We start from the raw sequence: 22,767 nt of genomic DNA on the forward strand, positions 1-22,767 counted from the left end.
CGCACCCACGTCCTTGTCAGGCGCCTCGGGGGAGAAAGGCCTCGAGGGTCTCGACGACCAGCCGGTGGTCCTCCAGCTCGGGCAGGCCCGAGACCGCGACAGTGCCGACGCAGCCGGTGCCCCGCACCAGGATCGGGAAGGCACCTCCGTGTGCGGCGTAGTCCGACGGGGACAGTCGGGCGTCCGCATCGAAGGACCCACCGTCGACGCGGAACTGTTCCCCGACGCGAAGCGAGGACCGGCCGTAGCGGTCGACCACGGCGCTCTTGCGCTCGAGCCAGCCGTCGTTGTCCGCTGACGAGCCCGCCAGCGCGGCGTGGAACAGTCGCTGGCCGTTGCGACGGATCGAGATGGCCACGGGGAGCCCAGCCGCGAGTGCGGCGTCCCGCAGGGCTGCGCCGAGCTCCCAGGCGGTGTCTTCGTCGAAGTGGTCGAAGACGAGGCGCGCCTCCTGGGCCTGCAGCTCGTCGAGCAGCGCGCGGCCGGTCACAGCTCGGCTCCCAGGCGTTGCGTCGTACGCCGTTCGATGCTGACCCGGGCCGCCTCGAGGACGTCGGCGGTCGCGACGGCGTCGACCGCTGCCACCGGGGGAGGGCCCTCACCGCGTACGGCCCGGGCGAAGGCCGGGTAGTAGGTGTCCCAGGCGCCAGGTTCGAGCGAGACCGGCCGCGAACCCGAGGGCGCGAAGACCCGGTCGAGCTCCGAGGGCTCCTCCACGCCCCAGGGGGCGTCCGTCGAGGGGTGCGTGCCCGACACGAGCACGTCCTCCTGCGTGTCTGCCGTGGTGACGACCAGCGTGGCCGCCGAGCCGGTGACCCGGAAGCGTGGCCCGGGGGCGTGCTGGCTCCAGCTGCCCCACAGGTGCGACACGGCACCGTCGGCGTGCATCAACGCCACGAAGACGTCGTCGTCGAGCCCGCTGTCACGCGTCCGCGACTCCGCATGCACCGACTCCACCGGGCCGAGCAGCGTGAGCGCCTGGTCGACGAGGTGGGCACCGAAGTCGAGAAGGGTGCCGCCGCCCGACCTGCCGGGACCGTTCGAGGGGGCGTACCGCTCGAACCTCGACTCGAAGCGGTGGACCTCGCCCAAGGTCCCGTCGTCGACCCGGGCCCGCACCGTCAGGAAGTCGGAGTCCCAGCGACGGTTCTGGTAGGGGCACAGCGTCACCCCGCGAGCCGAGGCGAGCGCCACCGAGCTGCGCGCCGCGGCCGGATCCAGGCTGAACGGCTTGTCGCAGACCACCGACAGGCCCAGGGCGATCGCCTCGTCCGTGAGCCCCGAGTGGGTGTCCGCCGGCGTGGAGATGCTCACCGCTTCTGCGCCGGCGGCTGCCAGGGCCTCGAGCGAGTCGAACACGCCCACTGCCGGGTGCTCGGCACCCACGAGAGCACGACGCTCGGTGGACGAGGTGACGACGCCCACGAACTCGCACTCGGGCGCGGCGGCGATCAGCGGGGCATGGAAGTACCTGCCGCCGAAGCCGTAGCCGACCAGTCCGATCTTGACCGGATCCACGTGCGCACCTCTTCCAACGACGACGCTCGCGCCAGTCTGCCCGGGTCCGGGTGCCAGCGGTCAAGCCCGCCGCTCAGGCCGTCGGACCACCCGCGACGTACAGCACCTGGCCCGAGACGAAGCTCGCCCGCTCGTCGGCGAAGAACGACACCGCGTTGGCGATGTCGTCGGGCTCGCCCACGCGGCCGACCGGGATCTCCTTGGCGTTCGCCGCCTTGAAGTCCTCGAAGGACATGCCGAGCCGCTCGGCGGTGGCCGCGGTCATCTCGGTGGCGATGAAGCCGGGAGCGATCGCGTTGACCGTGACCCCGAATCGGCCGAGTTCGAGCGCGAGCGTCTTCGTGAAGCCCTGAAGACCCGCCTTGGCGGCGGCGTAGTTGGCCTGGCCGCGGTTGCCGAGGGCCGAGATGCTGGAGAGGTTCACGATCCGGCCCCAGCCGACCTCGGTCATGTGCCGCTGCGTCGCGCGGCTCATCAGGAAGGCACCGCGGAGGTGGACGTTCATCACCGAGTCCCAGTCCGCCGTCGACATCTTGAACAGCAGGTTGTCGCGGGTGATGCCCGCGTTGTTGACCAGGACCGTCGGGGCGCCGAGGTCGGACGCGACCCGGTCGACGGCAGCCTGGACCGCGGCCTCGTCGGAGACGTCGGCCCCGACGGCGATGGCCTTGCTGCCGAGCTCCTCGACGGCAGCCACGGTCTCGGCACACGCGGAATCGTCGAGGTCGACGACCGCGACCTGGCACCCGTCCGCGGCCAGTCGCCTGCTGACGGCCGCGCCGATGCCGCGGGCTCCTCCGGTGACGATCGCGGTGCGCTGGGGGATGTTCACGTGATGCTCCTCGAGGCGGTTGTGGGAGGGTGGTGCCTGATCTGAAGTCACTTCAGTTCGCGGCTTGACATTAACACCGGTCTCGACCAAACTGAAGTGGATTCAGTTCAAATAGCGAAGGGGACCAGTCCATGATTGACACCGACCACGTCGTGCTCGAGAAGGACGGCGAGATCGCCCGCGTGTGGCTCAACCGGCCGCACAAGCTCAACGCCGTCACCACCGAGCTGCTGCACCGCCTCGACGAGATCATCGTCGAGGTCGACAGCGACCCGAACCTGAAGGTCCTGGTCCTGCGTGGCCGCAACAACACCTTCTGCTCGGGCTTCGACCTCGACGAGCTGCTCGCCGACTACGTCGGCACCACGACCGCGATGGAGGTGGCGGTCCTCTCGGCCAAGGTGTGCGACCGGCTCTACTCGATGAACACGCCGTCGGTCGCGGTGCTCGAGGGCTATGTCACCGCGGGTGGCTTCGAGCTGATGATCTCCTGCGACTTCGCCGTGTCCGCCGACGACGCCAAGATCGGCGACTTCCACATCCGCCGTGCCCTGTTCGGCGGCGCCGGCCCGATCTACCGCCTCCCGCGCATGATCGGCATCCGCAAGACCAAGGAGCTCATGCTCACCGGCAAGCTGCTGTCCGGAAAGGAAGCGGTCGACTTCGACCTGATCAACGCCTCCGCCCCGGCCGAGGAGCTCGACCAGCTGGTCACCGACTTCATCGCGCCGATCATCGACAAGAGCCCCTTCGCCATGCGGCTCACCAAGATGACCATCGACCGTGGCCTCGACGCCGACATCCAGTCCCTGATGGTCATGGAGCACCTCGCTGTGGGCAACGCGCTCCAGTCCGAGGATGCTCGCGAGGGCGTCAACGCCTTCCTCGAGAAGCGTGAACCCAAATGGGTCGGTCGCTGACGGGCAGCCGCTGCCTGCACTGCTCGACGGTCGCCTTCCCGCCGGCCCGTGGCTGCCAGAGCTGTGGTCGCACCTCCCAGGAGACGATCGAGCTCGGCAGCCGCGGGACCGTGTGGGGCTTCACCGTGCAGCGGTTCGCGCCGAAGTCCCCGCCGTACGTCGAGCCCGCCGGGGGATTCGTGCCGTTCGCGGTCGGCTACGTCGAGCTGCCGGAAGGCGTGAAGGTGGAGGCCGTCCTGGACTGCACAGACTTCGCGGAGCTCGCGGGCGATGCGGAGGTCACGCTCGTCAGCGCCGACCCGGTGCCGCGGTTCGCCACCGACCTGGCGCTGGCCAGCTCGGCCACGATCGGAGAACGAGCATGAGCACCGGTGTCTCGATCGTCGGCGCCGGCCTGTCCAGGTTCGGCCGGCAGCCGGGTCGCACCGGTCGCGAGCTCGCGCTCGACGCCATCCGGGCCGCGCTGCTCGACGCGGGGCTGGCCTGGACCGATGTGCAGGTCGCGTTCGGTGGCAGCGACGGGTCAGGCCTGGCCGACACCCTCGTGGCCGACCTCGGCCTGACCGGGATCCCGTTCACCAACGTCAAGAACGGCTGCGCCACTGGCGGCAGCGCGCTGATGTCGGCGGTCAACGCCATCCGCTCGGGCAGCGCCGAGATCGCCCTCGCTGTCGGCTTCGACAAGCACCCACGTGGCGCCTTCGACCCGCGACCCGAGGACTGGGGTCTGCCCGCGGCGTACGGCGAGGCGGGCCTCATGGTGACCACGCAGTTCTTCGGCATCAAGATCGCGAGATACATGCGCGAGCACGGCATCAGCGAGCGGACCCTGGCCCTGGTGGCGGAGAAGGCCTATCGCAACGGTGCCCTGAACCCCAACGCCTGGCGACGCGAGGCGATCCCGGCCGACGACATCGCCGCGGCCGACATGGTCAACGATCCCCTCACGCGCTTCATGTTCTGCTCACCCGGCGAGGGCGGCGCGGCGATCATCGTGACCAGCGACGCCGTCGCGGCCCGCCTGGGGCGCGCCGTACGCCTGTTGGGCGCCGCCACCCGCACGCGCCGGTTCGGCTCCTTCGAGGTCTTCAGCCCCTCCATCCAGGGCACCGGAGTCCCCTCCAGCGTCAGCGCCGACGCGGCCGCCGCGGCGTTCGCGGCTGCCGGGGTCAGCCCCTCGGACGTGGACGTCGTCCAGGTCCAGGACACCGAGAGCGGGGCCGAGGTCATGCACCTCGCCGAGTGCGGGTTCTGCAAGCACGGCGAGCAGGAGGCGATGGTGGCCGCCGGCGAGACCGAGATCGGCGGCCGGCTTCCGGTCAACACCGACGGCGGCTGCATCGCCAACGGCGAGCCCATCGGCGCCTCCGGGCTCCGGCAGGTCCACGAGATCGTGACGCAGCTCCGCGGCGAGGCGGGGGAGCGGCAGGTGAGCGCCCCGCAGATCGGCTTCACCCATGTCTACGGAGCACCAGGCATCAGTGCCTGCACGGTGCTCGCAGTCTGAGAGGACGACGATGACGCCCCCCGAACCCATCTCCCTCGACGAGTTCACGATCGCCGCCAGGGCGTGGCTCTCCTCCGTCGCGGAGCCGCGGCGCACCGCCCAGTGGGGCGTCGGCCCGGACTCCGTGGCCGTCTTCGAGAACTGGACGGCCGAGGAGGAGCGGGCCGAGACGGACCGGATCAGCGCCTACGAGAAGGTCAAGTACGACGCGGGCTGGGGCGCGCTGACCTGGCCCGAGGAGTACGGCGGGCGGGGCCTGCCGATGTCCTACGCGCTGGCGTTCCGGCACGAGGAGGAGGCCTTCGACGTGCCCCGGCGCACCGAGATGTTCTCGGTGACCCAGCAGCTCGTGGCGCCGGCGATCGCCCAGTGGGGGACCACCGAGCAGCGCGACCACTACGTGAGAGCGATGCTGCGCACGGACCTGATCGCCTGCCAGCTCTTCTCCGAGACCGAGGCCGGCTCCGACCTCGCGGCCGTGCGCACGCGGGCCGTCGAGCGGGACGGCCACTGGGTGCTCGACGGACACAAGGTCTGGACCTCGGGAGCACCCGTGGCCGACATCGGCGTCGCCGTGACGCGAACGGACAGCTCGGCCGCCAAGCACGCCGGCCTCACCGTCTTCCTGGTGCCGATGGACGCAGCCGGCGTCACCGTGCGACCGATCCGGCAGATGACCGGCGGCAGCTCGTTCAACGAGGTGTACCTCGACGGGGTGGAGCTCTCCGACGACATGAGGCTCGGGCCGGTCGGGCAGGGCTGGAAGGTGGCGCTGACGGTGCTGGCCGCGGAGCGCCTCGACTCGGGCAACCTCGGGCTGGCGAACGCCGACCGTGCCGTCGACCTGGCTCGCAACCTGGGCCGACCGCTCAGCGAGCTCGAGCAGGACCTCGTCGCAGACCTGGTGACGCGCAGCTACGTGCAGAGACTGACGGGCATGCGAGTGGCGGCCGCCCTCGTGTCCGGCGTCGACCCCGGCCCGGAGGCCTCCGTGGGCAAGCTCCTGGCGACCGACACGATGGCGCGCACCTCCGAGGTGGTACGCGCGCTGCTCGGACCCGAGCTGGCCGCGAACACCGGCGGCTGGGGAACGTGGGCCTGGACCGAGCACCTCCTCGGCGCGCCCGGCTATCGCATCGCCGGCGGCACGGACGAGATCCAGCACAACATCCTCGCCGAGCGCGTCCTCGGCCTGCCCAGGGAGCCGCGTCCATGAGCACCGGCTTCGAGGACCGTCTCGCGGATCGGGTCGAGGTCGCCCTTCGCCGCGAACGTAGGGACCTCGAGGTGGGCGCCCTCACCCGTCTGCCCGGTGGCCACTCGGGCCTGACCTACCGGGTCGAGACCAGCGCGGGGCCGTTGGTGGTCAAGTCCGTCCCGGAGGGCCAACTGGCCGTCGGACGGCACGACATGCTCCGTCAGGCACGGATGATCTCCGCGCTCGCGCCCACCGACGTCCCTGTCCCAGCGGTCGTCGCCACGGACGATGCCGAGCCGGCCTGGTTCGCCATGCAGCTGGTCGGTGGCGAGTCCCTCGAGCCGGTGCTCGACGACCCGGCCGTGCCGTCCACCCTCGCCGCGCGGCGGATGCTCCGCGCGGCCGAGATCCTGCCGGCACTGCACGACGTACCCCTCGACAAGGTGCCGGTGGACGCCGACGCGCTGTCCCCCGGTGACGAGCTGGCCCGCTGGGCTCGCACGATGGCCGCGGTCCCCCCACACCTCGTGCCCGACGCGGATCGCCTGCACCAACGGCTCTCGCAGTGCATTCCTCCCGCTGTCGAGCCGACGCTGGTGCACGGCGACTACCGGCTGGGGAACCTGATCTGCGACGGCACCGAGCCGGTCGCGCTGATCGACTGGGAGATCTGGAGCGTGGGCGACCCGCGCGTGGAGCTCGGCTGGTTCCTGGTCTTCGCCGACGGCTCCAACTTCCCCGGAGTCGGCCGCGAGGTCGCCGGACTGCCCACCGCGCACGAGCTGGTCGAGGCGTACGCCGCCGACGGCCGGCCGGTGGACGACCTCGCCTGGTTCGACGCCCTCGGCCGCTACAAGATGGCCGCGATCATGGGCCACAACCTGCGCCGGCACCTCGAAGGCCGCCACCACGATCCGGACCAGGAACGCCTGCCCGACACCATCCAGCGGCTCATCGCCACCGGACTGTCGACGACGTTCTGACCCCGCCACCACCACCAACGACACGAGAGGAACTCCGTGGACTTCGAGCCCTCCGCCCGGACGCGTGACCTGACGGCCCGCCTGCAGGTGTTCATGGACGAGCACGTCTACCCCGCCGAGGCGGTCTACGACGCGCAGGTCGCGGCGTCCGCGAACCCGCACGAGCAGCCGCAGGTGATGCGTGACCTGCAGGCGACGGCGCGGGAGCAGGGACTCTGGAACCTCTTCATGACGCACGGGTCCTGGGGGGCGGGCCTGACCAACCTCGAGTACGCACCGCTGATGGAGCTGGCCGGCCGGTCGATCATCGGCCCGGAGGCCCTCAACTGCTCGGCGCCCGACACCGGGAACATGGAGATCCTGGCGATGTACGGCACGCCGGAGCAGCAGGAGCAGTGGCTGCATCCCCTGCTGGACTGCCGGATCCGCTCGGCGTTCGCGATGACCGAGCCTGCCGTGGCCAGCTCCGACGCCACCAACATCACCGCGACGATCCGCCGCGACGGCGACCACTACGTCCTCAACGGGCGCAAGTGGTACACCTCGGGCATCCTCGACCCGGACTGCAAGCTGGTCATCTTCATGGGCAAGTCGGACCCCGACGGGCCGACCTATCGGCAGCAGAGCATGATCCTGGTCCCCACCGACGCACCCGGCATCGAGGTGCTGCGCGACCTGACCATGTTCGGCTACCAGGACCGGCTCGGGCACGGTGAGGTCGACTTCACGGACGTGCGAGTGCCGGCCGCGAACATGCTTGGCGTCGAGGGCGACGGTTTCGCCATCGCCCAGGGCAGGCTCGGGCCGGGCCGCATGCACTACGCGATGCGCGCGATCGGCTTCGCCGAGCGGGCGATGTCGATGATGTGCCGACGCGCCGTGGACCGTGAGGCGTTCGGCGGACCGCTGGCCGACCAGGGTGTCGTCCGCGAGTGGGTGGCGCGCAGCCGGATGGAGATCGACCAGGTCCGGCTGCTCACCCTGCGTGCCTCCTGGCTTATGGACACGCAGGGCAACGCCGCGGCGAGGTCCGACGTGGCCGCCATCAAGGTGGCCGCGATGGAGGTGGCCCACAACGTGGTCAACCGCGCAGTGCAGACGTACGGCGCCGCGGGCGTCAGCGAGGACACCGTGCTGGCCAGGCTCTTCGCCATCACCCGCGCCCTGCAGATCGCGGACGGACCCAACGAGGTGCACCTGCGCACCATCGGCAAGCTCGAGCTGGCCGGCTACCGCAAGCCGGCCGACGCGGCGACGTACATGGGAGGCAGGCCATGAGCACTCTCACCGGAAAGGTCGCCCTCGTCACGGGAGCGACCCGCGGGCTCGGCTTCGCCATCGCGAGCGCACTCGCCGCGGCCGGAGCCACGGTCGTGGTCTCGAGCCGCAAGCTCGAGTCGTGCCAGGCCGCGGCCCAGGCGATCACCGCGGCGACAGGCGTCACCGCCGTCCCGCTGGCCCTGCACGTCGGACGCTGGGACAGCATCGAGCCGGCCATCGACGAGGTCTACGCCCGGCTGGGACGCCTCGACATCCTCGTCAACAACGCTGGGATCGCACCGCTGTCGCCCAGCCTCGAGGACGTCTCGGAGTCCCTGTTCGACAAGACCATCGAGGTCAACCTCAAGGGTCCGTTCCGGCTGATGGCTGTGGCCGGCGCCCGGATGGCGGCTGCCGGAGGCGGCTCGATCGTCAACATCTCCAGCATCGGGTCCGTGCGGCCCAGCCCGCCCGAGGCGATGTATGCCGCCGCGAAGAACGGCCTCAACGCGCTGACCATGGCGTTCGCGCAGGAGTACGCCCCGCACGTGCGCGTGAACTGCGTGATGCCGGGTGCCTTCGCGACCGACATGGCGGGGGAGTGGGACGAGGAGTTCGTCGGCAAGATAGTCGACCGTCTCCCCGCAGGCAGGCTCGGGCGTCCCGACGAGGTGACCGGGATGGTCGTCCACCTCGCCGGGGACGGAGCGGGCTACACCACCGGGGCGCTCATCCCGATCGACGGCGGCCGCACGGCCGTCTACTGATCGGAGACGAGATGAGCAACGGATCCAGGGTCAGCGACCTCTTCGACCTGCGCGGCAGCGTCGCCATCGTGACCGGAGCCTCGTCCGGGCTGGGGGAGGGGTTCGCGCGCACGCTGGTCGACGCCGGCGCCACCGTCGTGGCCGCGGCGAGGAGGCTCGACCGCCTCGAGGTGCTCGCCAAGGAGCTCGACGGGACCGGGCCGGCCGGAGGAAGGGTGGTCCCGGTCGCGTGCGACGTGACCTCCGAGGATGATCGGCGGAGCTTGGTCGAGACGGCCGCCGCGATCGCCGGCCACATCGACGTGCTCGTCAACAACGCGGGCATGCCGGGACCGCCGAACGCCGAGCAGGAGACGGTCGAGGGCTTTGCCGGTCTGCTCGACCTCAACCTGGCGTCCGGGTTCCATCTGGCTTCCCAGGTCGCCTCGACCGTGGCTGATGGTCGGACGCTCTCGATCGTCAACATCTCCTCGGTCATCGGGCTCGTCTCGACCTCGCCGATCGGAGGAGCGAGCTACGCGGCCTCGAAGGCCGGGACACTCGGACTCACCCGCGAGCTCGCCGGCCAGTGGGGTCGCCGCGGCATCCGCGTGAACGCCATCGTCCCCGGCTGGTTCGACACGGAGATGACCGACGGGCTCTTCGCCAACGAGAAGTCCGCAGGCTGGGTCCGCCGCAACACGATGCTCGGCCGAGGGGGCGGACCGGGCGAGGTCGACGGCGCCCTGCTCTTCCTGGCCTCGCCGGCCTCGTCCTACGTCACCGGCCACTCCCTGGTCGTCGACGGAGGGTGGACGGCCCGATGACGGCCGTACATCAGCAACACTGATCGCAGGAGGACAACCCCATGCAGGTTCTTGCCCAGGAGCTCACCGAGCGTGCCCGTCGCGCCCCGGACGACGTGGCGGTGGTGGACGCTCTCGGCACGCACACGGTCGGCGACGTCGTACGGGCCGCGCGCGAGATCGCAGCCCTCCTGGCCGACTCGCTCGGCGGCTCCCCGACGGTCCTGGTGCAGGCGGACAACACGTGGCGAACGCTGGCGGCCGCGGTCGCCGTCGGGTTGAGGGGCGGCATGGTCGCGGTCTTCAGCGACCACGCGTCCGCCGCCGAGTTCGAGCTCGCGATGGAGGACATCCGGCCCGACGCCGTGTTCGCGACCGAGGGCGTGCTCGAGCGGTGGGGGGTCTCCGACACGGCCTTCCCGCACCGACGCCCGAGCATCGACGGATGGACCGTGGCCACGTCAGGCCGACCGGTCAGCCCGGTCGAACGCTGGAACGGGGGTGCAGCCGTCGCCATGACGTCGGGCTCCACCGGCCGTCCCAAGTGCGTCGTGCAGTCCGAGGAGTCGATCCGGTACGCCGGTCGCTCGACGATCGAGGCGATCGGGCTCCGCCCCGGCGATGCCGTGGGCGCCTTCGTGCCGCTGTCGTCGGTGGCAGCCTTCTGCTTCGGGATGTACCTCCCGGCGATGCTCGGCGGCCCGATGGTGTGCATCGACTCGTGGCAGCCGGAGCTCGCGGTCGAGGCGATGGCGAGGCACGAGGTGAGGTGGACGATGTTGGTCCCCACCATGGCGCTGCAGCTCGCCGTCCGCCCCGAGGCGGAGGGCAGGCTCGCCGGCCTGAGGGCGATGACCGTCGGGGGCGGACCGATGAACGCCGACGCGCTCGGTCGGGCCGAGAGGACTCTCGGCACGAGGATCATCCGGGTCTTCGGCATGTCCGAGTGCCTCGGACACACCACGACGCGACCCGACGAGGAAGCCTCCACGCGACTCGGCACCGACGGCCGTCCGTTCCCGGGCACCGAGGTGCGCGTCGTGGACCATGCCGGCCGCGCCATCGCGACAGGGAGCGTGGGCGCGGCACAGGTGCGTGGCCCGAGCCTGTTCGTCGGCTACGCCCGCGACGGCTCGCCCTCCCGAGAGCTGACCGACGACGGATTCCTGCCGACGGGCGACCTCGCCCGCGTGAACGCGGACGGGACGATCTCGATCCTGGGCCGTGAGAAGCAGATCATCATCCGAGGAGGCCGCAACATCGACATCAACGAGGTCGAGGCAGCGGTGGCTCGCATTCCGTCGGTGACGCAGGTGTGCGTGGTTCCCGTGCCGGACGAGCTGCTGGGGGAGAGGGCCGCGGCACTCGTGGTGTCGTCGGATCCCGCCCTCAGCCTGGAGAGCGTCACCGGATTCCTGGGCGACAGCGGGGTCCCGAAGGCCAAGTGGCCGGAGTACGTGTTCGTCGTCTCGGACCTGCCGCAGAACCGCGTGGGCAAGCTCTCGCGTCGGGACGCGACCGACCTCGCCGAACGCCTGATGAGCGCATCCCTCGAGGTGACCTGAGTTCACGTCACGTCGCTAGGCTGGACGGCGACCCAACCACGTGAATCGACTCGGAACGGGGTGCACGAGATGGTCCAGGACGTGATGGAACGAGAGGGCCCGCGCTCCAAACGTGCCGGGATCCTCGCCGCGGCGATCGACAGCTTCGGTCAGGACGGCTACGAGCACACGAAGTGGGCGAAGATCGCCGACGAGGTCGGCATCGGCCAGACCGCGCTCTACCACTACTTCGAGTCCAAGGCGCACTGCCTGCTCACGATCATGAGCCTGGAGCTCGCGCGCTCGCTCCAGCGCTTCCGCGAGGTCACGGCCGACGTCCCGCAGGCCGACGCCGCGCTACGGGCGGCCATCGCCGCGGCGTACGACGTGAGCCCGCGCGAGGTCCTCCAGATGCGGATCCTGCAGAACCACATGGACCTGCTCGCCACGCCTCGGGCCTCCGAGAGGGAGGAGGTCGAGCGGCAGCAGGCCCGCAAGCACGTACGCGAGATCGAGGACGAGTGGACCGCCCTGGTCGAGCGGGGGATGGCCTCCGGCGCGTTCCCCGAGCGGGACGCGCGTGCCTTGGCGACCGTGGTGCTCGCCATGGTGGTCAGCGTGTGGCGGTGGTACCGCCCGGGCGGACGGCTGTCGCTCGACGACGTGCGTGAGCTGATCGCGGACGCCGCGGTCCGCGTGGTCGGCCCCTAGGGCATGGCTCTGCGCGGGGCACTGGTGCGAACGAGGGCGGTCGGGTAACTTGGACCCATCGAATTGAACTAAATTCAGGTCAGGAAGTTTCCATGCACAACTTGATCGTCCTCGCTGCCCGGCCGCATGACTGGACGCACCGACAGTTCATCGACTGGTGGCGCGGTGAGCACGCGGAGGTGACGTACCCGCTTCCCGGCCTCCGCCGTTGGCTGCACACCGAGCTCGCCGAGGGCACCGACGAGAAGTCGGCAGGCTGGGACGGACTCTCGATCCTCAGCTTCGACTCGAAGGAGGCACTCGACGTGGCACTCGCGAGCGAGGAGTGGCAGGCCGCGGTCGCCCACGTCGGACCGATGCGCGGGCGCCGCATGATCTTCACGGGCGACGAGATGACCATGGTGGGCGAGCGACGGGACGCCTGATGGTCGACTGGGACGAACCGGGAGCACACGAGGTCGCGGACGGCGTGTTCCGGGTGCCGCTGCGCCTGCCGAACGACGGGCTGCACGCCGTCAACGTCTATGCGATGGAGACCGGCGAGGGACTCGCCCTCGTGGACGGTGGCTGGCGGACGTCGACCGGTCTCGAGGAGCTCTCCTCGGCACTGGCCAGCGTCGGGCACGACGTCACGTCGATCCACGACATCTACGTGACCCACGTCCACCGCGACCACTACACGCTCGCGGTCGAGCTGAGGCGCCACTTCGGGACGCGGGTGCACCTGGGGCGGGACGAGGCCCCGGGACTCCACGAGCTCCTCGAGATCGCCACCAACGTGCCGATCACGGCGTTGCGGCAGCTGCGCAGGTCCGGCGAGGAGGACCTGGCGGCGGTGGTCCGCGTCATGACCGAGAGCGAGGAGTTCGACGCCGACGGATGGGAGAAGCCGGACTCGTGGCTCGACCCTGGTGAGCTCGCCGTGGGCACCAGGACCCTGGACGCCGTGGCCACCCCCGGTCACACCAAGGGACACCTCGTCTACCACGACCTCGACGCCCGGATCCTCTTCAGCGGCGACCACCTCCTGCCCACGATCACCCCGTCCATCGGGTTCGAGCTGGGCGACTGGGAGCTCCCGCTGGCCAACTACCTCTCCTCGCTCGAGTCGACGCTGGCGCGGCCGGACGCGCTGCTGCTCCCTGCGCACGGCGCCCCCGGACGCACCGCCCATGCCCGGGCGACCGAGCTCCTCGAGCACCACGACCTGCGGCTGGCGGCGACCGTACGGGTCCTCGACGAGCTCGGCGAGGTGGTCGCCGGGCGCGTGGCCCGCGCGCTCACCTGGACCCGGCGGCACCGTCGCTTCGACGAGCTCGACAGCTTCAACCAGATGATCGCGACCTGCGAGACGATCGCCCACCTCGACGTGCTCGTCGACCGGGGGCAGGCCCAGGTCCAGGACGACCCCGACGGTGCGCTGTTCTCGCTCGTCTGAAGCGCTCGTGCCCGCCCGCCCGCGTCCGCGTCCGGGCGCACGAAGATCGACCACAGGAGGAACGCACACATGACGTCAGCTCTGATGAGCCCGTCCACGAGCCGCTTGACGGGCAAGTGCGTGCTGGTCACGGGGGCGACCGGCGGGATCGGCCTCGCGATCAGCGAGCTCCTCCACGCGTCGGGTGCGACGGTCTACGTCACCGACATTGACCAGGAACGTGCTGAGTCACTCGCAGGGGCCCTCGGTGAACGCGCCCGGTTCGTCCGGCTGGACGTCACCGAGGAAGCGGGCTGGGCAGCCGTCGCAGCCGCAATGGAGGACGCCGGCGACCGCCTGACCACCCTGGTCAACTGCGCCGGCGCGGCGCTGAGGCGTTCGATCGCGGACACGACGCTGGACGACTTCAACAGGATCATGGAGCTCAACCTCGTCGGGACGTTCCTCGGCATCCGGCTCGCTGCCCGACGGATGGTGGACCACGGCGCAATCGTCAACATCTCCTCGGTGAACGGAGTGCTGCCCACTGCAGGGCTGGGCGCCTACGTGGCCTCCAAGTCGGCGGTCTCGGCGCTGACCCGCGTCGCGGCGCTCGAGCTGGCGGACCGGGGGATCACGGTCAACGCGGTCTGCCCCGGCAGCATCGACACGGCCATCACCGACTCCGCGGACTTCGCGGACACGGACTGGGACGCCTACGTGCGGACCATCCCTGTCGGCAGGCGCGGCGCGCCCGTCGAGGTGGCCCAGGCGGTTCTCTACCTCGCCTCTGACGAGAGCCGCTACGTCACGGGCACCGACCTTGTCATCGACGGCGGGATCGCCGCCGGCAGATTCGCAGGACGTCCTAGGAGCACGCAATGAGTGAAGATCAGATCGTCATCGTCGACGGCGCGCGTACGCCGATCGGCAGCTTCGGCGGGATGTTCAAGGATGTGTCCGCCCACGAGCTCGGAGCCACCGCTGCCAGGGGAGCGCTGGCGCGCGGGGGCGTGGACGGCGCCGACATCGCCGAAGTGGTGATGGGCTGCATCGGCCAGGTCGGTCCGGACGCCTACAACGCACGGCGGGTCGCGGTGGCCGCCGGAGTGCCGAAGAACGTGCCGGCCTACACCGTCAATCGGCTGTGCGGCTCGGGCCTCCAGGCCATCTGGTCCGCTGCGATGGAGATGCGCTGGAACGACCTCGACCTCACCCTCGCCGGGGGAGACGAGTCGATGACCCGGATGCCGTTCTACGACTTCGGGGCGCGCAACGGCTACCGGCTCGGCAACCGGTCGCTGGTCGACGGGACCGTCATGATGCTCACCGACCCGTTCGGCGACATCCACATGGGGGTGACCGCGGAGAACGTGGCCACCGCGTACGGCGTCTCGCGCGAGGAGCAGGACGAGTTCGCGGTCGAGTCACAACGTCGTGCGGCGACCCCCGAGGCGCAGGCGGCGTTCGCGGAGGAGATCGTGCCCATCGAGGTCGGCGGGCGGACGCCGTTCACGGCGGAGGCGGACGAGCACCCCAAGCCCGGCACCACGCTGGAGGCACTGGCGAGGCTGCGCCCCGCCTTCGCGGAGGGAGGCACCGTCACCGCCGGCAACGCATCGGGCATCAACGACGGCGGGGCGGCGGTGGTGCTCGCCCGGAAGTCAGCGGCCACCGGGCTGGGGCTCACTCCTCTGGTGTCCCTGGAAGCGGTGGCGACGGCGGCGATGGAGCCCGAGCTGATGGGCTACGCGCCGGTGCTGGCGCTCCAGGCCCTGTTCGAGAAGACGGGCACCTCGCCCTCCGACATCGACACGATCGAGCTCAACGAGGCGTTCGCCTCCCAGGCGGTGGCAGTCATCCGGGACGCCAAGCTGGACCCCGCGAAGGTCAACCCCTACGGCGGCGCCATCGCACTCGGGCACCCGGTCGGCGCGACCGGGGCGATCCTGTCGCTGCGCGTGGCCAAGGACCTCGTCCGCCGCGACCTCGAGCTCGGCATCGTCACCATGTGCATCGGCGGCGGCCAGGCACTGGCCGCGCTGTTCCGGAGGGCTTGAGATGGCCCTCGTGGAGGTCGCGGTGACGGACGGGGTCGCACACCTCGAGCTGAACCGGCCGCATGCTGCCAACGCGCTCGACCTCGAGACCGCGCGCCAGCTCGCCACTGCTGTGGACGCGGCCGCGGCGGACCCTGACGTCCGGGCCGTCCTGGTCACCGGGGCCGGGCCCCGGTTCTGTGCCGGGGGCGACGTGTCCTCCTTCGCCGCGGCGCCCGACCAGGCTGCGTACGTCGAACAGCTCGCGACGGAGCTGGACGCGACCTTTCGTGCGCTGGCCGCGATGGAGAAACCCGTCGTGGCGGCGGTGCACGGTGCGGTCGCGGGGGCGGGACTCGCGCTGATGCTCAGCAGCGACGTGATCGTGTCCGCACCCGCGACGACGTACGTCTTCGCCTATCCGAGCATCGGGTTCACTCCCGACTGCGGTGTCTCCTACCTGCTGCCGCGCGCGGTGGGGCAGCAGCGGGCGCTCTCGTTCGCGCTCACGGGAAAGCGGCTGACGGCGTCGGAGGCCTTGGAGTGGGGACTCGTCTCGGAGGTTGCCGGCGATGCAGGCGCACGTGCCCGAGAGCTGGCCGCCGGCTTCGCCGCCGGTCCGGCGACGGCCCTGGGTCAGGTCCGTCGGCTGATGCGCCAGGCGTGGGAGATGTCGAGGGCGGAGACCGGCGCGGAAGAAGCTCGCACCATCGCCGAGATGGTCAAGGGCGAGGAGGCCCAGAGGCTCATCGCCGGCTTCGCGAGTCGCTGACCCCCGGGTCGAGCGACGCTGCTACGTCGATCAAGGTCTCGGCAGCCCGCCGGGCGTGCCCGGCCGCGTCCGGTGAGCCCTCGATCGCCGCGGTGGTCTGCGCGCCCTCGGCGAGGATCGCGAGCTGCGGTGCGAGCGAGACGTCGAAGCCCGCCTCGGCCACCAGGGCCGCGAGCTGGTCCTGGAACGACCTCTTGTGCTCGCGGGCGTAGTCCGCGACCTCCGGCGAGGTGGGTCCCAGCTCGCCGAAGGCGTTGATGAAGCCGCAGCCGCGGAACCCGTCCTCGGCGAACCACTCGGCCAGGTAGTCGTAGACCGCGAGCAGCCGCTCGCGCGGCTCCTCGATCGACTCCACCGCCGCGGTCAGGCCCTCGGTCCACATCGCGTGGCGCTTGCGGAGCACGGCCAGGACCAGGCTGTCCTTGCCGGGGAAGAGCGAGTAGAGGCGCTTGAGCGAGACGCCGGCGGCGGTGCGTACGTCGTCCATCCCCACCGCGCGGATCCCACGCGCGTAGAAGAGCTCGTCGGCAGCGTCGACGACGCGCTGCGCGGGGTCGACTTCCGGTTCGGGGCGGGGCAGCATCGGGTGCTCCAGTTCCATTTCTGGCTTGCGTTGAGAACCAACGTTCTCTACAGTAGCGGACAACCGGAGAACGCACGTTCTCCTCGATGAGAGGAATGCACATGGGCTTCATCACCGTCGGCACCGAGAACTCCACCGACCTCGAGCTCTACTACGAGGACCACGGCACCGGGCAGCCCGTGGTGCTGATCCACGGCTACCCGCTCGACGGCTCGTCGTGGGAGAAGCAGACCGCCGCCCTCCTCGAGGCCGGCCACCGCGTCATCACCTACGACCGGCGCGGCTTCGGTCGCTCCAGCAAGGCGACCGAGGGCTACGACTACGACACCTTCGCCGCGGACCTCAAGACCGTGCTCGACACCCTCGACCTGCGCGACGTGGTGCTCGTCGGCTTCTCCATGGGCACCGGCGAGGTAGGTCGCTACCTCGGCGCCTATGGCTCGGAGCGGGTGGCCAAGGCGGTCTTCCTCGGCTCCCTCGAGCCCTACCTGCTGCAGGCCGACGACAACCCCGAGGGTGTCCCGCAGAGCGTCTTCGACGGGCTCTTGGCCGCGGTGCAGGCCGACCGCTACGCGTTCTTCACCCAGTTCTTCGCCGGCTTCTTCAACACCGACGAGTTCCTCGGCAACCGGCTCAGCCAGGAGGCGCTGGACGCCAACCAGCAGCTGGCCTACAACGCCTCGCCCTACGCCTCGGTCTGGGCGCAGCCCACCTGGCTCACCGACTTCCGCGGCGACATCGAGAAGATCGACGTCCCGTCCCTGATCGTCCACGGCACGGCCGACAACATCCTCCCGGTGGACGCCACCGGCCGGCGCTTCGCCCAGGCGCTGCCCGCCGCGACGTACGTCGAGATCGAGGGCGCCCCGCACGGCATGCTCTGGACGCACGCCGACGAGGTCAACGAGATCCTGCTCGACTTCCTCGGTCGCTGAGTCGCCGAGCGAAGGCCCGGACCAGCACGGTCCGGGTCTTCAGCATCTCGAGTGGTGTCCAACGGCGACGCAGCCGTACGGTGAGGGATGGAGTCGCGCTGTTCCCGGCGGTCGTGGTGATGGCCAGCCGTCAGCGCGAGGCCAACATGACTCAGCTGCGGCACGCCCTCGCGCCGCGTGCGAGCCCGGGGATCCCGTGACCAAGGCGGCGGCTGTGTGCTCCCTCGTGCTCGGCCTCGGCTTCGGCCTCCCCGGCGTGTACGGCGCGTGGTACTTCGCCCAGCACAACCAGGCTTGGACGTTCCTCGGCTTCCCGACGTACGGCGGCGGCCCCTTCGAGCGCTGGGGACTCCCGACCAGCACCGCACTGCTCCTCGCCTTCGCGGCCGTGTGCGGGGCCGAGGTCGTCGTGGGGGTGCTGCTGTGGCACGACGCAGCGACCGCACTGTGGCTGGCACTGGCCCTGCTGCCTGCGGAGCTGGTGTTCTGGATCGGCTTCGCGCTTCCTTTCGGACCGCTGCTGGGCCTGGCGCGCACCTTGCTGGTGGTGGCCGTCCTGGTGTTCGGGGACTGACGCACAGATCTTGTGAAAACATTCACAAGAGCGTGATCCCGCGCCGCCGGGTGCCTACGGTGGCAGCGTGATGGATCCTCTCCTCTTCCTCGCAGTCGTGGCCGACTCCGTGTCCGGCTTGGCCCACGTCGCGGGGGAGGCCGACCCGGCCGGCCTGCTTCCCGCGCGTCAGCAGATGGCGCTGTCGCTGGGATGGCACATCGTCCTGGCGTGCTTCGGGGTCGCCTTCCCGGCGATGATCTTCACGATGCATCTGATCGGCATCCGGCGTGACGACCGGGACGCACTGCTGCTCGCGCGCAAGTGGGCCAAGGTCTCCGCGGTCCTGTTTGCGATCGGGGCGGTGTCGGGGACGGTGCTGAGCTTCGAGATGGGCCTGCTGTGGCCGGGGCTCATGGGCACCTACGGAGACGTCCTCGGCCTGCCGTTCGCCTTCGAGGGGCTGGCGTTCTTCATCGAGGCGATCTTCCTCGGGATCTACCTCTACGGCTGGGACCGGATGCCACCGGCGCGGCACCTGCTCATGGTGGTGCCGATGGCCGTCACCGGTGTCGTGGGCACCTTCTGCGTGATCGCGGTCAACGCCTGGATGAACGCCCCCGTCGGGTTCGAGCTCGTCGACGGCGAGGTGCGCAACATCCAGCCGTGGGCGGTGCTCCTCAACCCCGACGCGTTCTGGCAGTTCCTGCACATGTGGGTGGCCGCCTACATGGTCGCTGGGTTCACCATCGCGTCCGTGTACGCCGTGGGGATGCTGCGCGGCCGCCGCGACCGGCCGCACCGGCTCGGGTTCACCCTCGCCTTCGCGTTCGCGAGCGTCTCGGCAGTCGTCCAGCCGCTCGTGGGTCACCTGCTGGGCAGCCGGCTCGCGGAGACGCAGCCGACGAAGCTCGCGGCGTTCGAGCTCGCGACGGAGACCGAGAGTCCCTCGCCACTGCGGCTCGGCGGGCTGCTCGTCGACGGCGAGGTGAGGTGGTCGATCGACGTCCCCCACCTCGGCTCGCTGCTGGCCCGCAACTCCTTCACCAAGCCGGTCGAGGGGCTGTCGAGCTTCCCCGTCGAGGACCACCCGCCGGTCAACATCACCCACCTGGCGTTCCAGAGCATGGTGGGGATCGGCACGCTGTTGATGGTGGCCGCGGTCGTCTTCTGGGTGGCCCGCTGGCGGGGCCACGACCTGATGGAGCGACGTTGGTTCCTCAGGTTCGCCGCGGTGACCGGCGGGCTCGCCGTCGTGGCGATGGAGGCCGGGTGGATCGCGACCGAGGTCGGTCGGCAGCCGTGGGTCGTCTACGGCTTCATGCGCACCCACGAAGCGGCCGGGGAGAACTCAGGCCTGTGGTGGCTGCTCGGCGTGACCGCGGTGGTCTACACGCTCATGACCGTCGGGGCGATCGTGGTGCTCCGCTCGATGGCGCGGCGCTGGCGGGCGGGGGAGGTCGACCTGCCCAGCCCGTACGGGCCGCAGGCCCAGGGTCCTGGTCATTCCACCAGCGCCGAGGCCGCCGAGGAGCCGGTCCGGTGAGCCTGGCTGACGTGGTCGCCGCCGCCCTGTTCGTGGGAGTCCTCGCCTATGCCCTGTTCGGCGGTGCCGACTTCGGGTCCGGCTTCTACGACCTCACCGCCGGCGGCACGGCCCGCGGCGCCGAGCTGCGCACGCTGGTCGACCACAGCATCGGACCGGTGTGGGAGGCCAACCACGTGTGGCTCATCTACGTCCTCGTCACCTGGTGGACGGCGTTCCCCGAGACCTTCGCCGCGACGATGTCGACACTCATCCTCCCGATGCTCCTGGCCCTGCTGGGGATCGTGCTCCGCGGGGCGAGCTTCGCATTCCGCAAGTACGCCGCCACGCTCGGGCAGGCACGCCTGTTCGGCGCCGTCTTCGCGATCTCGTCGGTGATCACGCCGTTCTTCCTCGGCGCCGTCGCCGGCGCCATCGCCTCCGGGCGGGTGCCGGCGACCGGGCGCGGTGACCTGTGGAGCTCATGGCTCAACCCGACCTCCGTCTTCGGCGGGATCATCGCGGTCGGCACCTGCGCGTTCCTCGCCGGGACCTTCCTGTGCGCCGACGCGAGCCGCTCGGGCGGGCGGGTCCTCGCCGAGCAGCTGCGCCGACGGACGCTGGCGGTCGGGGCCGTCACCGGGGTTGTCGTGTTCGCTGCGCTGATCCCGCTGCAGCGCGACGCGCCCACCCTGGCCGATGGTCTCGAGACCCGGGCCGCACCCTTGGTCGTGGCGTCCGCGCTCGCCGGCATCGCCACGCTGGTGCTGGTCAGTACGCGTCGCTACGCGGTCGCACGTGGGACTGCGCTGGTCGCCGTCGCTGCCGTGGTCAGCGGGTGGGGCGTGGCGCAGTACCCGTGGCTGCTCGTCGACCAGGTCACCATCGCCGAGGCTGCGGGCGCCCCGGCCACGCTGGAGGCTTTGCTCGTCGCCGTCGGCCTCGCCGTCGTGATCGTGCTTCCGGCGCTGGGCTATCTCTACCGGCTGACCCAGTCGGAGACGTGGTCGCACCACGGGGAACAGGCACCCAGCGATCACTGAGCCGTACGCGCGGGGCTAGGCCGGAGTCGGCGCCGTGCTCACGGGCTCGCCCGACTCGGCGCTCACCTCGGCGGTGCGCGCCCCGCTCCGCTCGGCCCCGACGCCGGCCGCGACGACCAGCACGATGCCGCCCACGGCGAGACCGTTGGGCACCTGGCTCAGGGCGAGGAATCCGATCACCAGGGCGAAGGCAGGCTCGAGCGCCATGAGCGTCCCGAACGCGCCCGTGGTCAACCGTCGCAGCGCCAGCAGCTCCAGGGCGAAGGGCACGACCGGCAGCAGGATCGCCAGGCCGAGGCCGACCAGCAGCAGCTGCGGCGTCAGGTCGCCGACCACGCCGGGGCCGGCCACGAAAGTCGCCACCAGCGCGGCGACAGGCATCGAGATGGCGAGACCACCTAGGCCGCTCACGGCGTCACCCACGCGCTGCGTCAGCAGGATGTACGCCGCCCAGCACACGCCCGCGCCCAGCGCGAGGGCCACGCCGACGGGATCGGCGTCGCCGGTCCACGGCTGGGTGAGGCAGACGACGCCCGCGGCTGCCAGCAGCGCCCAGGCCCGTCCGGCCCCCCGGCTGCGGACCACTGCGATGGTCAGCGGACCGAGGAACTCCAGGGCACTCGCGGTGCCGAGGGGCAGCCGGGCGACGGCGGCCATGAAGAGCAGCGTCACCCCGCCCGTCGCCACGCCGAGCGCCGTACCGGCCCACAGCGCCTCGCGGCTGTAGTCACCGAGCCGCGGCCGGACGATCACCAGCAGCAGGATGGCGGCCCAGGACAGCCGTAGCCACGCGGTTCCGGCAGCGCCGATGTCGTCCATCACTCCGACCGAGGCGGCCAGTCCGAGCTGGACACAGAGCATGGAGGCGACCGCCATCGTGGCCCCGGTGCGTGCGGGCGAGCGGGTCGTGGTGTGGGTCATGCAGCCCAGTGAAGGCCATCCACACCGTTCGCGTCCACGTGACTATGCTGGACAAACCGTTCGTCAGGACGACACAATCGTGGCATGGACGTGCGGCGGCTGCGGATGCTGCTCGAGCTCTCCCGCCTCGGGTCGATGCACGAGGTGGCCGAAGCACTCGGCACGACCACCTCGACCGTCTCCCAAGGGATCGCGGCGCTGGCCCGCGACGTCGGCACCCCGCTCCTCGAGCCGGACGGTCGCCGGGTGCGTCTCACCCCGGCGGGACGGCGGCTGTCCGAGCACGCGGTCTCGATCCTCGCTGCCGTCGACGCGGCCCGCCTCGACCTGGACCCGTCCTCCGAGCCGGTCGGTGTCCTGCGCGTGGCCGGGTTCGCCTCGGCCATCCGCCGCTCCCTGCTGCCGGCGATCGACGACCTCCGCCGCACGCACCCCGGGATCGAGGTGCGGATCCACGAGTACGAGCCGCTGGAGTCCTTCGACCTCCTGGCGCGCGACGAGGTGGACCTGGGGCTCGTCTACGACTACGACCTCGCTCCCGCCGAGTGGCGCGACGACCATGAGGCCACATTCCTGTGGGAGCACGAGTGGGGCGTGGGTGTGCCCACCCGGGACCGCCACCTCGGGCTCGCGGACCTCGCCGACCGGGACTGGATCGTCAACTCGCGGCACACCGCCGACGAGGACGCGCTGCGCACGCTGGCCTCCCGTGCCGGGTTCGTGCCGCGGGTGGTGCACCGGATCGACGCCCTCGAGCTCCTCGACGACCTCGTGGCCGCGGGCAGGGGAGTGGGACTGCTGCCGCGAGGCCGGACCTCACGCCGTGGCGTGAGCGTGCTGCGACTTCCCGATCGCGGCGCGATGCTGCGGGCGTACGCCGTCATCCGCCGCGGCCGCGACACGTGGCCGCCCCTGCGGGCGGTCATGCAGCGCCTGGCGACGGGTTGAGGCTCG

Annotated in this window: 25 protein-coding genes; 20 read left to right on the top strand and 5 right to left on the bottom strand. The window is 70.9% G+C overall.

Going from position 1 to position 22,767, the window contains the following annotated elements; genetic code table 11:
• Positions 1-16 precede the first annotated feature (16 nt).
• The 3 genes from J3P44_RS17170 to fabG form a co-directional block, all read right to left on the bottom strand.
• Positions 17-490 (bottom strand): heme-degrading domain-containing protein, encoded by a 474-nt coding sequence (locus J3P44_RS17170; protein ID WP_255891683.1) that lies wholly within the window; start codon positions 488-490, stop codon positions 17-19.
• Positions 487-1,518, bottom strand: a complete 1,032-nt coding sequence (locus J3P44_RS17175; protein WP_255891684.1) for a Gfo/Idh/MocA family protein — start codon at positions 1,516-1,518, stop codon at positions 487-489. Before J3P44_RS17175 ends, J3P44_RS17170 begins: the two co-directional genes overlap by 4 nt.
• Before the next feature lie 73 nt (positions 1,519-1,591).
• Positions 1,592-2,350: a 3-oxoacyl-ACP reductase FabG gene (gene fabG / locus J3P44_RS17180; protein WP_255891685.1), complete on the bottom strand. Its 759-nt coding sequence runs from the start codon at positions 2,348-2,350 to the stop codon at positions 1,592-1,594.
• 131 nt (positions 2,351-2,481) lie between these two features.
• Here fabG and J3P44_RS17185 point away from each other — a divergent pair, with 131 nt between their 5' ends.
• The 15 genes from J3P44_RS17185 to J3P44_RS17255 all read left to right on the top strand — a co-directional run bounded on the left by J3P44_RS17185 (position 2,482) and on the right by J3P44_RS17255 (position 16,253).
• On the top strand, positions 2,482-3,270 hold the full coding sequence (locus J3P44_RS17185; protein ID WP_255891686.1) for an enoyl-CoA hydratase/isomerase family protein: 789 nt from the start codon (positions 2,482-2,484) through the stop codon (positions 3,268-3,270).
• On the top strand, positions 3,255-3,635 hold the full coding sequence (locus J3P44_RS17190) for a Zn-ribbon domain-containing OB-fold protein (protein ID WP_255891687.1): 381 nt from the start codon (positions 3,255-3,257) through the stop codon (positions 3,633-3,635). Before J3P44_RS17185 ends, J3P44_RS17190 begins: the two co-directional genes overlap by 16 nt.
• Complete coding sequence (locus J3P44_RS17195; RefSeq protein WP_255891688.1) at positions 3,632-4,777, top strand: thiolase family protein; 1,146 nt, start codon at positions 3,632-3,634, stop codon at positions 4,775-4,777. Before J3P44_RS17190 ends, J3P44_RS17195 begins: the two co-directional genes overlap by 4 nt.
• Positions 4,778-4,787: 10 nt before the next feature.
• On the top strand, positions 4,788-5,993 hold the full coding sequence (locus J3P44_RS17200; RefSeq protein WP_255891689.1) for an acyl-CoA dehydrogenase family protein: 1,206 nt from the start codon (positions 4,788-4,790) through the stop codon (positions 5,991-5,993).
• The gene (locus J3P44_RS17205; protein WP_255891690.1) at positions 5,990-6,958 is read left to right on the top strand and encodes a phosphotransferase family protein; all 969 of its coding nucleotides are present in this window, start codon (positions 5,990-5,992) and stop codon (positions 6,956-6,958) included. Before J3P44_RS17200 ends, J3P44_RS17205 begins: the two co-directional genes overlap by 4 nt.
• A gap of 36 nt (positions 6,959-6,994) precedes the next feature.
• Positions 6,995-8,236 (top strand): acyl-CoA dehydrogenase family protein, encoded by a 1,242-nt coding sequence (locus J3P44_RS17210; RefSeq protein WP_255891691.1) that lies wholly within the window; start codon positions 6,995-6,997, stop codon positions 8,234-8,236.
• A complete protein-coding gene (locus J3P44_RS17215; protein ID WP_255891692.1) occupies positions 8,233-8,985 on the top strand; it encodes an SDR family NAD(P)-dependent oxidoreductase in 753 nt (250 codons plus the stop codon). The genes J3P44_RS17210 and J3P44_RS17215 overlap by 4 nt, the downstream gene beginning before the upstream one ends.
• Before the next feature lie 11 nt (positions 8,986-8,996).
• On the top strand, positions 8,997-9,791 hold the full coding sequence (locus J3P44_RS17220; protein WP_255891693.1) for an SDR family NAD(P)-dependent oxidoreductase: 795 nt from the start codon (positions 8,997-8,999) through the stop codon (positions 9,789-9,791).
• A 41-nt stretch (positions 9,792-9,832) separates the two neighbouring features.
• A complete protein-coding gene (locus J3P44_RS17225; protein ID WP_255891694.1) occupies positions 9,833-11,335 on the top strand; it encodes a class I adenylate-forming enzyme family protein in 1,503 nt (500 codons plus the stop codon).
• Positions 11,336-11,404: 69 nt separating this feature from the next.
• Complete coding sequence (locus tag J3P44_RS17230) at positions 11,405-12,025, top strand: TetR/AcrR family transcriptional regulator (RefSeq protein WP_255892124.1); 621 nt, start codon at positions 11,405-11,407, stop codon at positions 12,023-12,025.
• A gap of 92 nt (positions 12,026-12,117) precedes the next feature.
• Positions 12,118-12,450, top strand: coding sequence for an EthD family reductase (locus J3P44_RS17235; protein ID WP_255891695.1), 333 nt, complete (start codon positions 12,118-12,120; stop codon positions 12,448-12,450).
• On the top strand, positions 12,450-13,463 hold the full coding sequence (locus J3P44_RS17240) for an MBL fold metallo-hydrolase (RefSeq protein ID WP_255891696.1): 1,014 nt from the start codon (positions 12,450-12,452) through the stop codon (positions 13,461-13,463). The genes J3P44_RS17235 and J3P44_RS17240 overlap by 1 nt, the downstream gene beginning before the upstream one ends.
• A 69-nt stretch (positions 13,464-13,532) precedes the next feature.
• A complete protein-coding gene (locus J3P44_RS17245; RefSeq protein WP_255891697.1) occupies positions 13,533-14,327 on the top strand; it encodes an SDR family NAD(P)-dependent oxidoreductase in 795 nt (264 codons plus the stop codon).
• A complete protein-coding gene (locus tag J3P44_RS17250) occupies positions 14,324-15,502 on the top strand; it encodes a thiolase family protein (RefSeq protein ID WP_255891698.1) in 1,179 nt (392 codons plus the stop codon). Before J3P44_RS17245 ends, J3P44_RS17250 begins: the two co-directional genes overlap by 4 nt.
• A 1-nt stretch (position 15,503) precedes the next feature.
• On the top strand, positions 15,504-16,253 hold the full coding sequence (locus J3P44_RS17255; protein ID WP_255891699.1) for an enoyl-CoA hydratase/isomerase family protein: 750 nt from the start codon (positions 15,504-15,506) through the stop codon (positions 16,251-16,253).
• Here J3P44_RS17255 and J3P44_RS17260 read toward each other — a convergent pair.
• The gene (locus tag J3P44_RS17260) at positions 16,228-16,836 is read right to left on the bottom strand and encodes a TetR/AcrR family transcriptional regulator (RefSeq protein WP_255891700.1); all 609 of its coding nucleotides are present in this window, start codon (positions 16,834-16,836) and stop codon (positions 16,228-16,230) included. The two genes, J3P44_RS17255 and J3P44_RS17260, sit on opposite strands and share 26 nt — an antisense overlap.
• 101 nt (positions 16,837-16,937) lie before the next feature.
• On the opposite strand from J3P44_RS17260, the gene J3P44_RS17265 reads away from it, so the two are divergent.
• The 4 genes from J3P44_RS17265 to J3P44_RS17280 all read left to right on the top strand — a co-directional run bounded on the left by J3P44_RS17265 (position 16,938) and on the right by J3P44_RS17280 (position 20,892).
• Positions 16,938-17,771: an alpha/beta fold hydrolase gene (locus tag J3P44_RS17265; RefSeq protein WP_255891701.1), complete on the top strand. Its 834-nt coding sequence runs from the start codon at positions 16,938-16,940 to the stop codon at positions 17,769-17,771.
• A gap of 214 nt (positions 17,772-17,985) precedes the next feature.
• Positions 17,986-18,345, top strand: a complete 360-nt coding sequence (locus tag J3P44_RS17270) for a hypothetical protein (RefSeq protein ID WP_255891702.1) — start codon at positions 17,986-17,988, stop codon at positions 18,343-18,345.
• Positions 18,346-18,415: 70 nt separating this feature from the next.
• Entirely contained in the window at positions 18,416-19,870 is a 1,455-nt protein-coding gene (locus tag J3P44_RS17275; protein ID WP_255892125.1) for a cytochrome ubiquinol oxidase subunit I, read from the top strand.
• A complete protein-coding gene (locus J3P44_RS17280; protein WP_255891703.1) occupies positions 19,867-20,892 on the top strand; it encodes a cytochrome d ubiquinol oxidase subunit II in 1,026 nt (341 codons plus the stop codon). Before J3P44_RS17275 ends, J3P44_RS17280 begins: the two co-directional genes overlap by 4 nt.
• Positions 20,893-20,907: 15 nt before the next feature.
• Here J3P44_RS17280 and J3P44_RS17285 read toward each other — a convergent pair whose 3' ends face one another.
• On the bottom strand, positions 20,908-21,813 hold the full coding sequence (locus J3P44_RS17285; protein ID WP_255891704.1) for an EamA family transporter: 906 nt from the start codon (positions 21,811-21,813) through the stop codon (positions 20,908-20,910).
• 84 nt (positions 21,814-21,897) lie between these two features.
• Between J3P44_RS17285 and J3P44_RS17290 the strand changes: the two genes are divergently transcribed.
• Positions 21,898-22,761 (top strand): LysR family transcriptional regulator, encoded by an 864-nt coding sequence (locus J3P44_RS17290; protein WP_255891705.1) that lies wholly within the window; start codon positions 21,898-21,900, stop codon positions 22,759-22,761.
• Positions 22,762-22,767: the final 6 nt, after the last annotated feature.

The organism is Nocardioides astragali (genome assembly GCF_024436375.1).
In the GTDB taxonomy this organism is placed as follows: Bacteria; Actinomycetota; Actinomycetes; order Propionibacteriales; family Nocardioidaceae; genus Nocardioides; species Nocardioides astragali.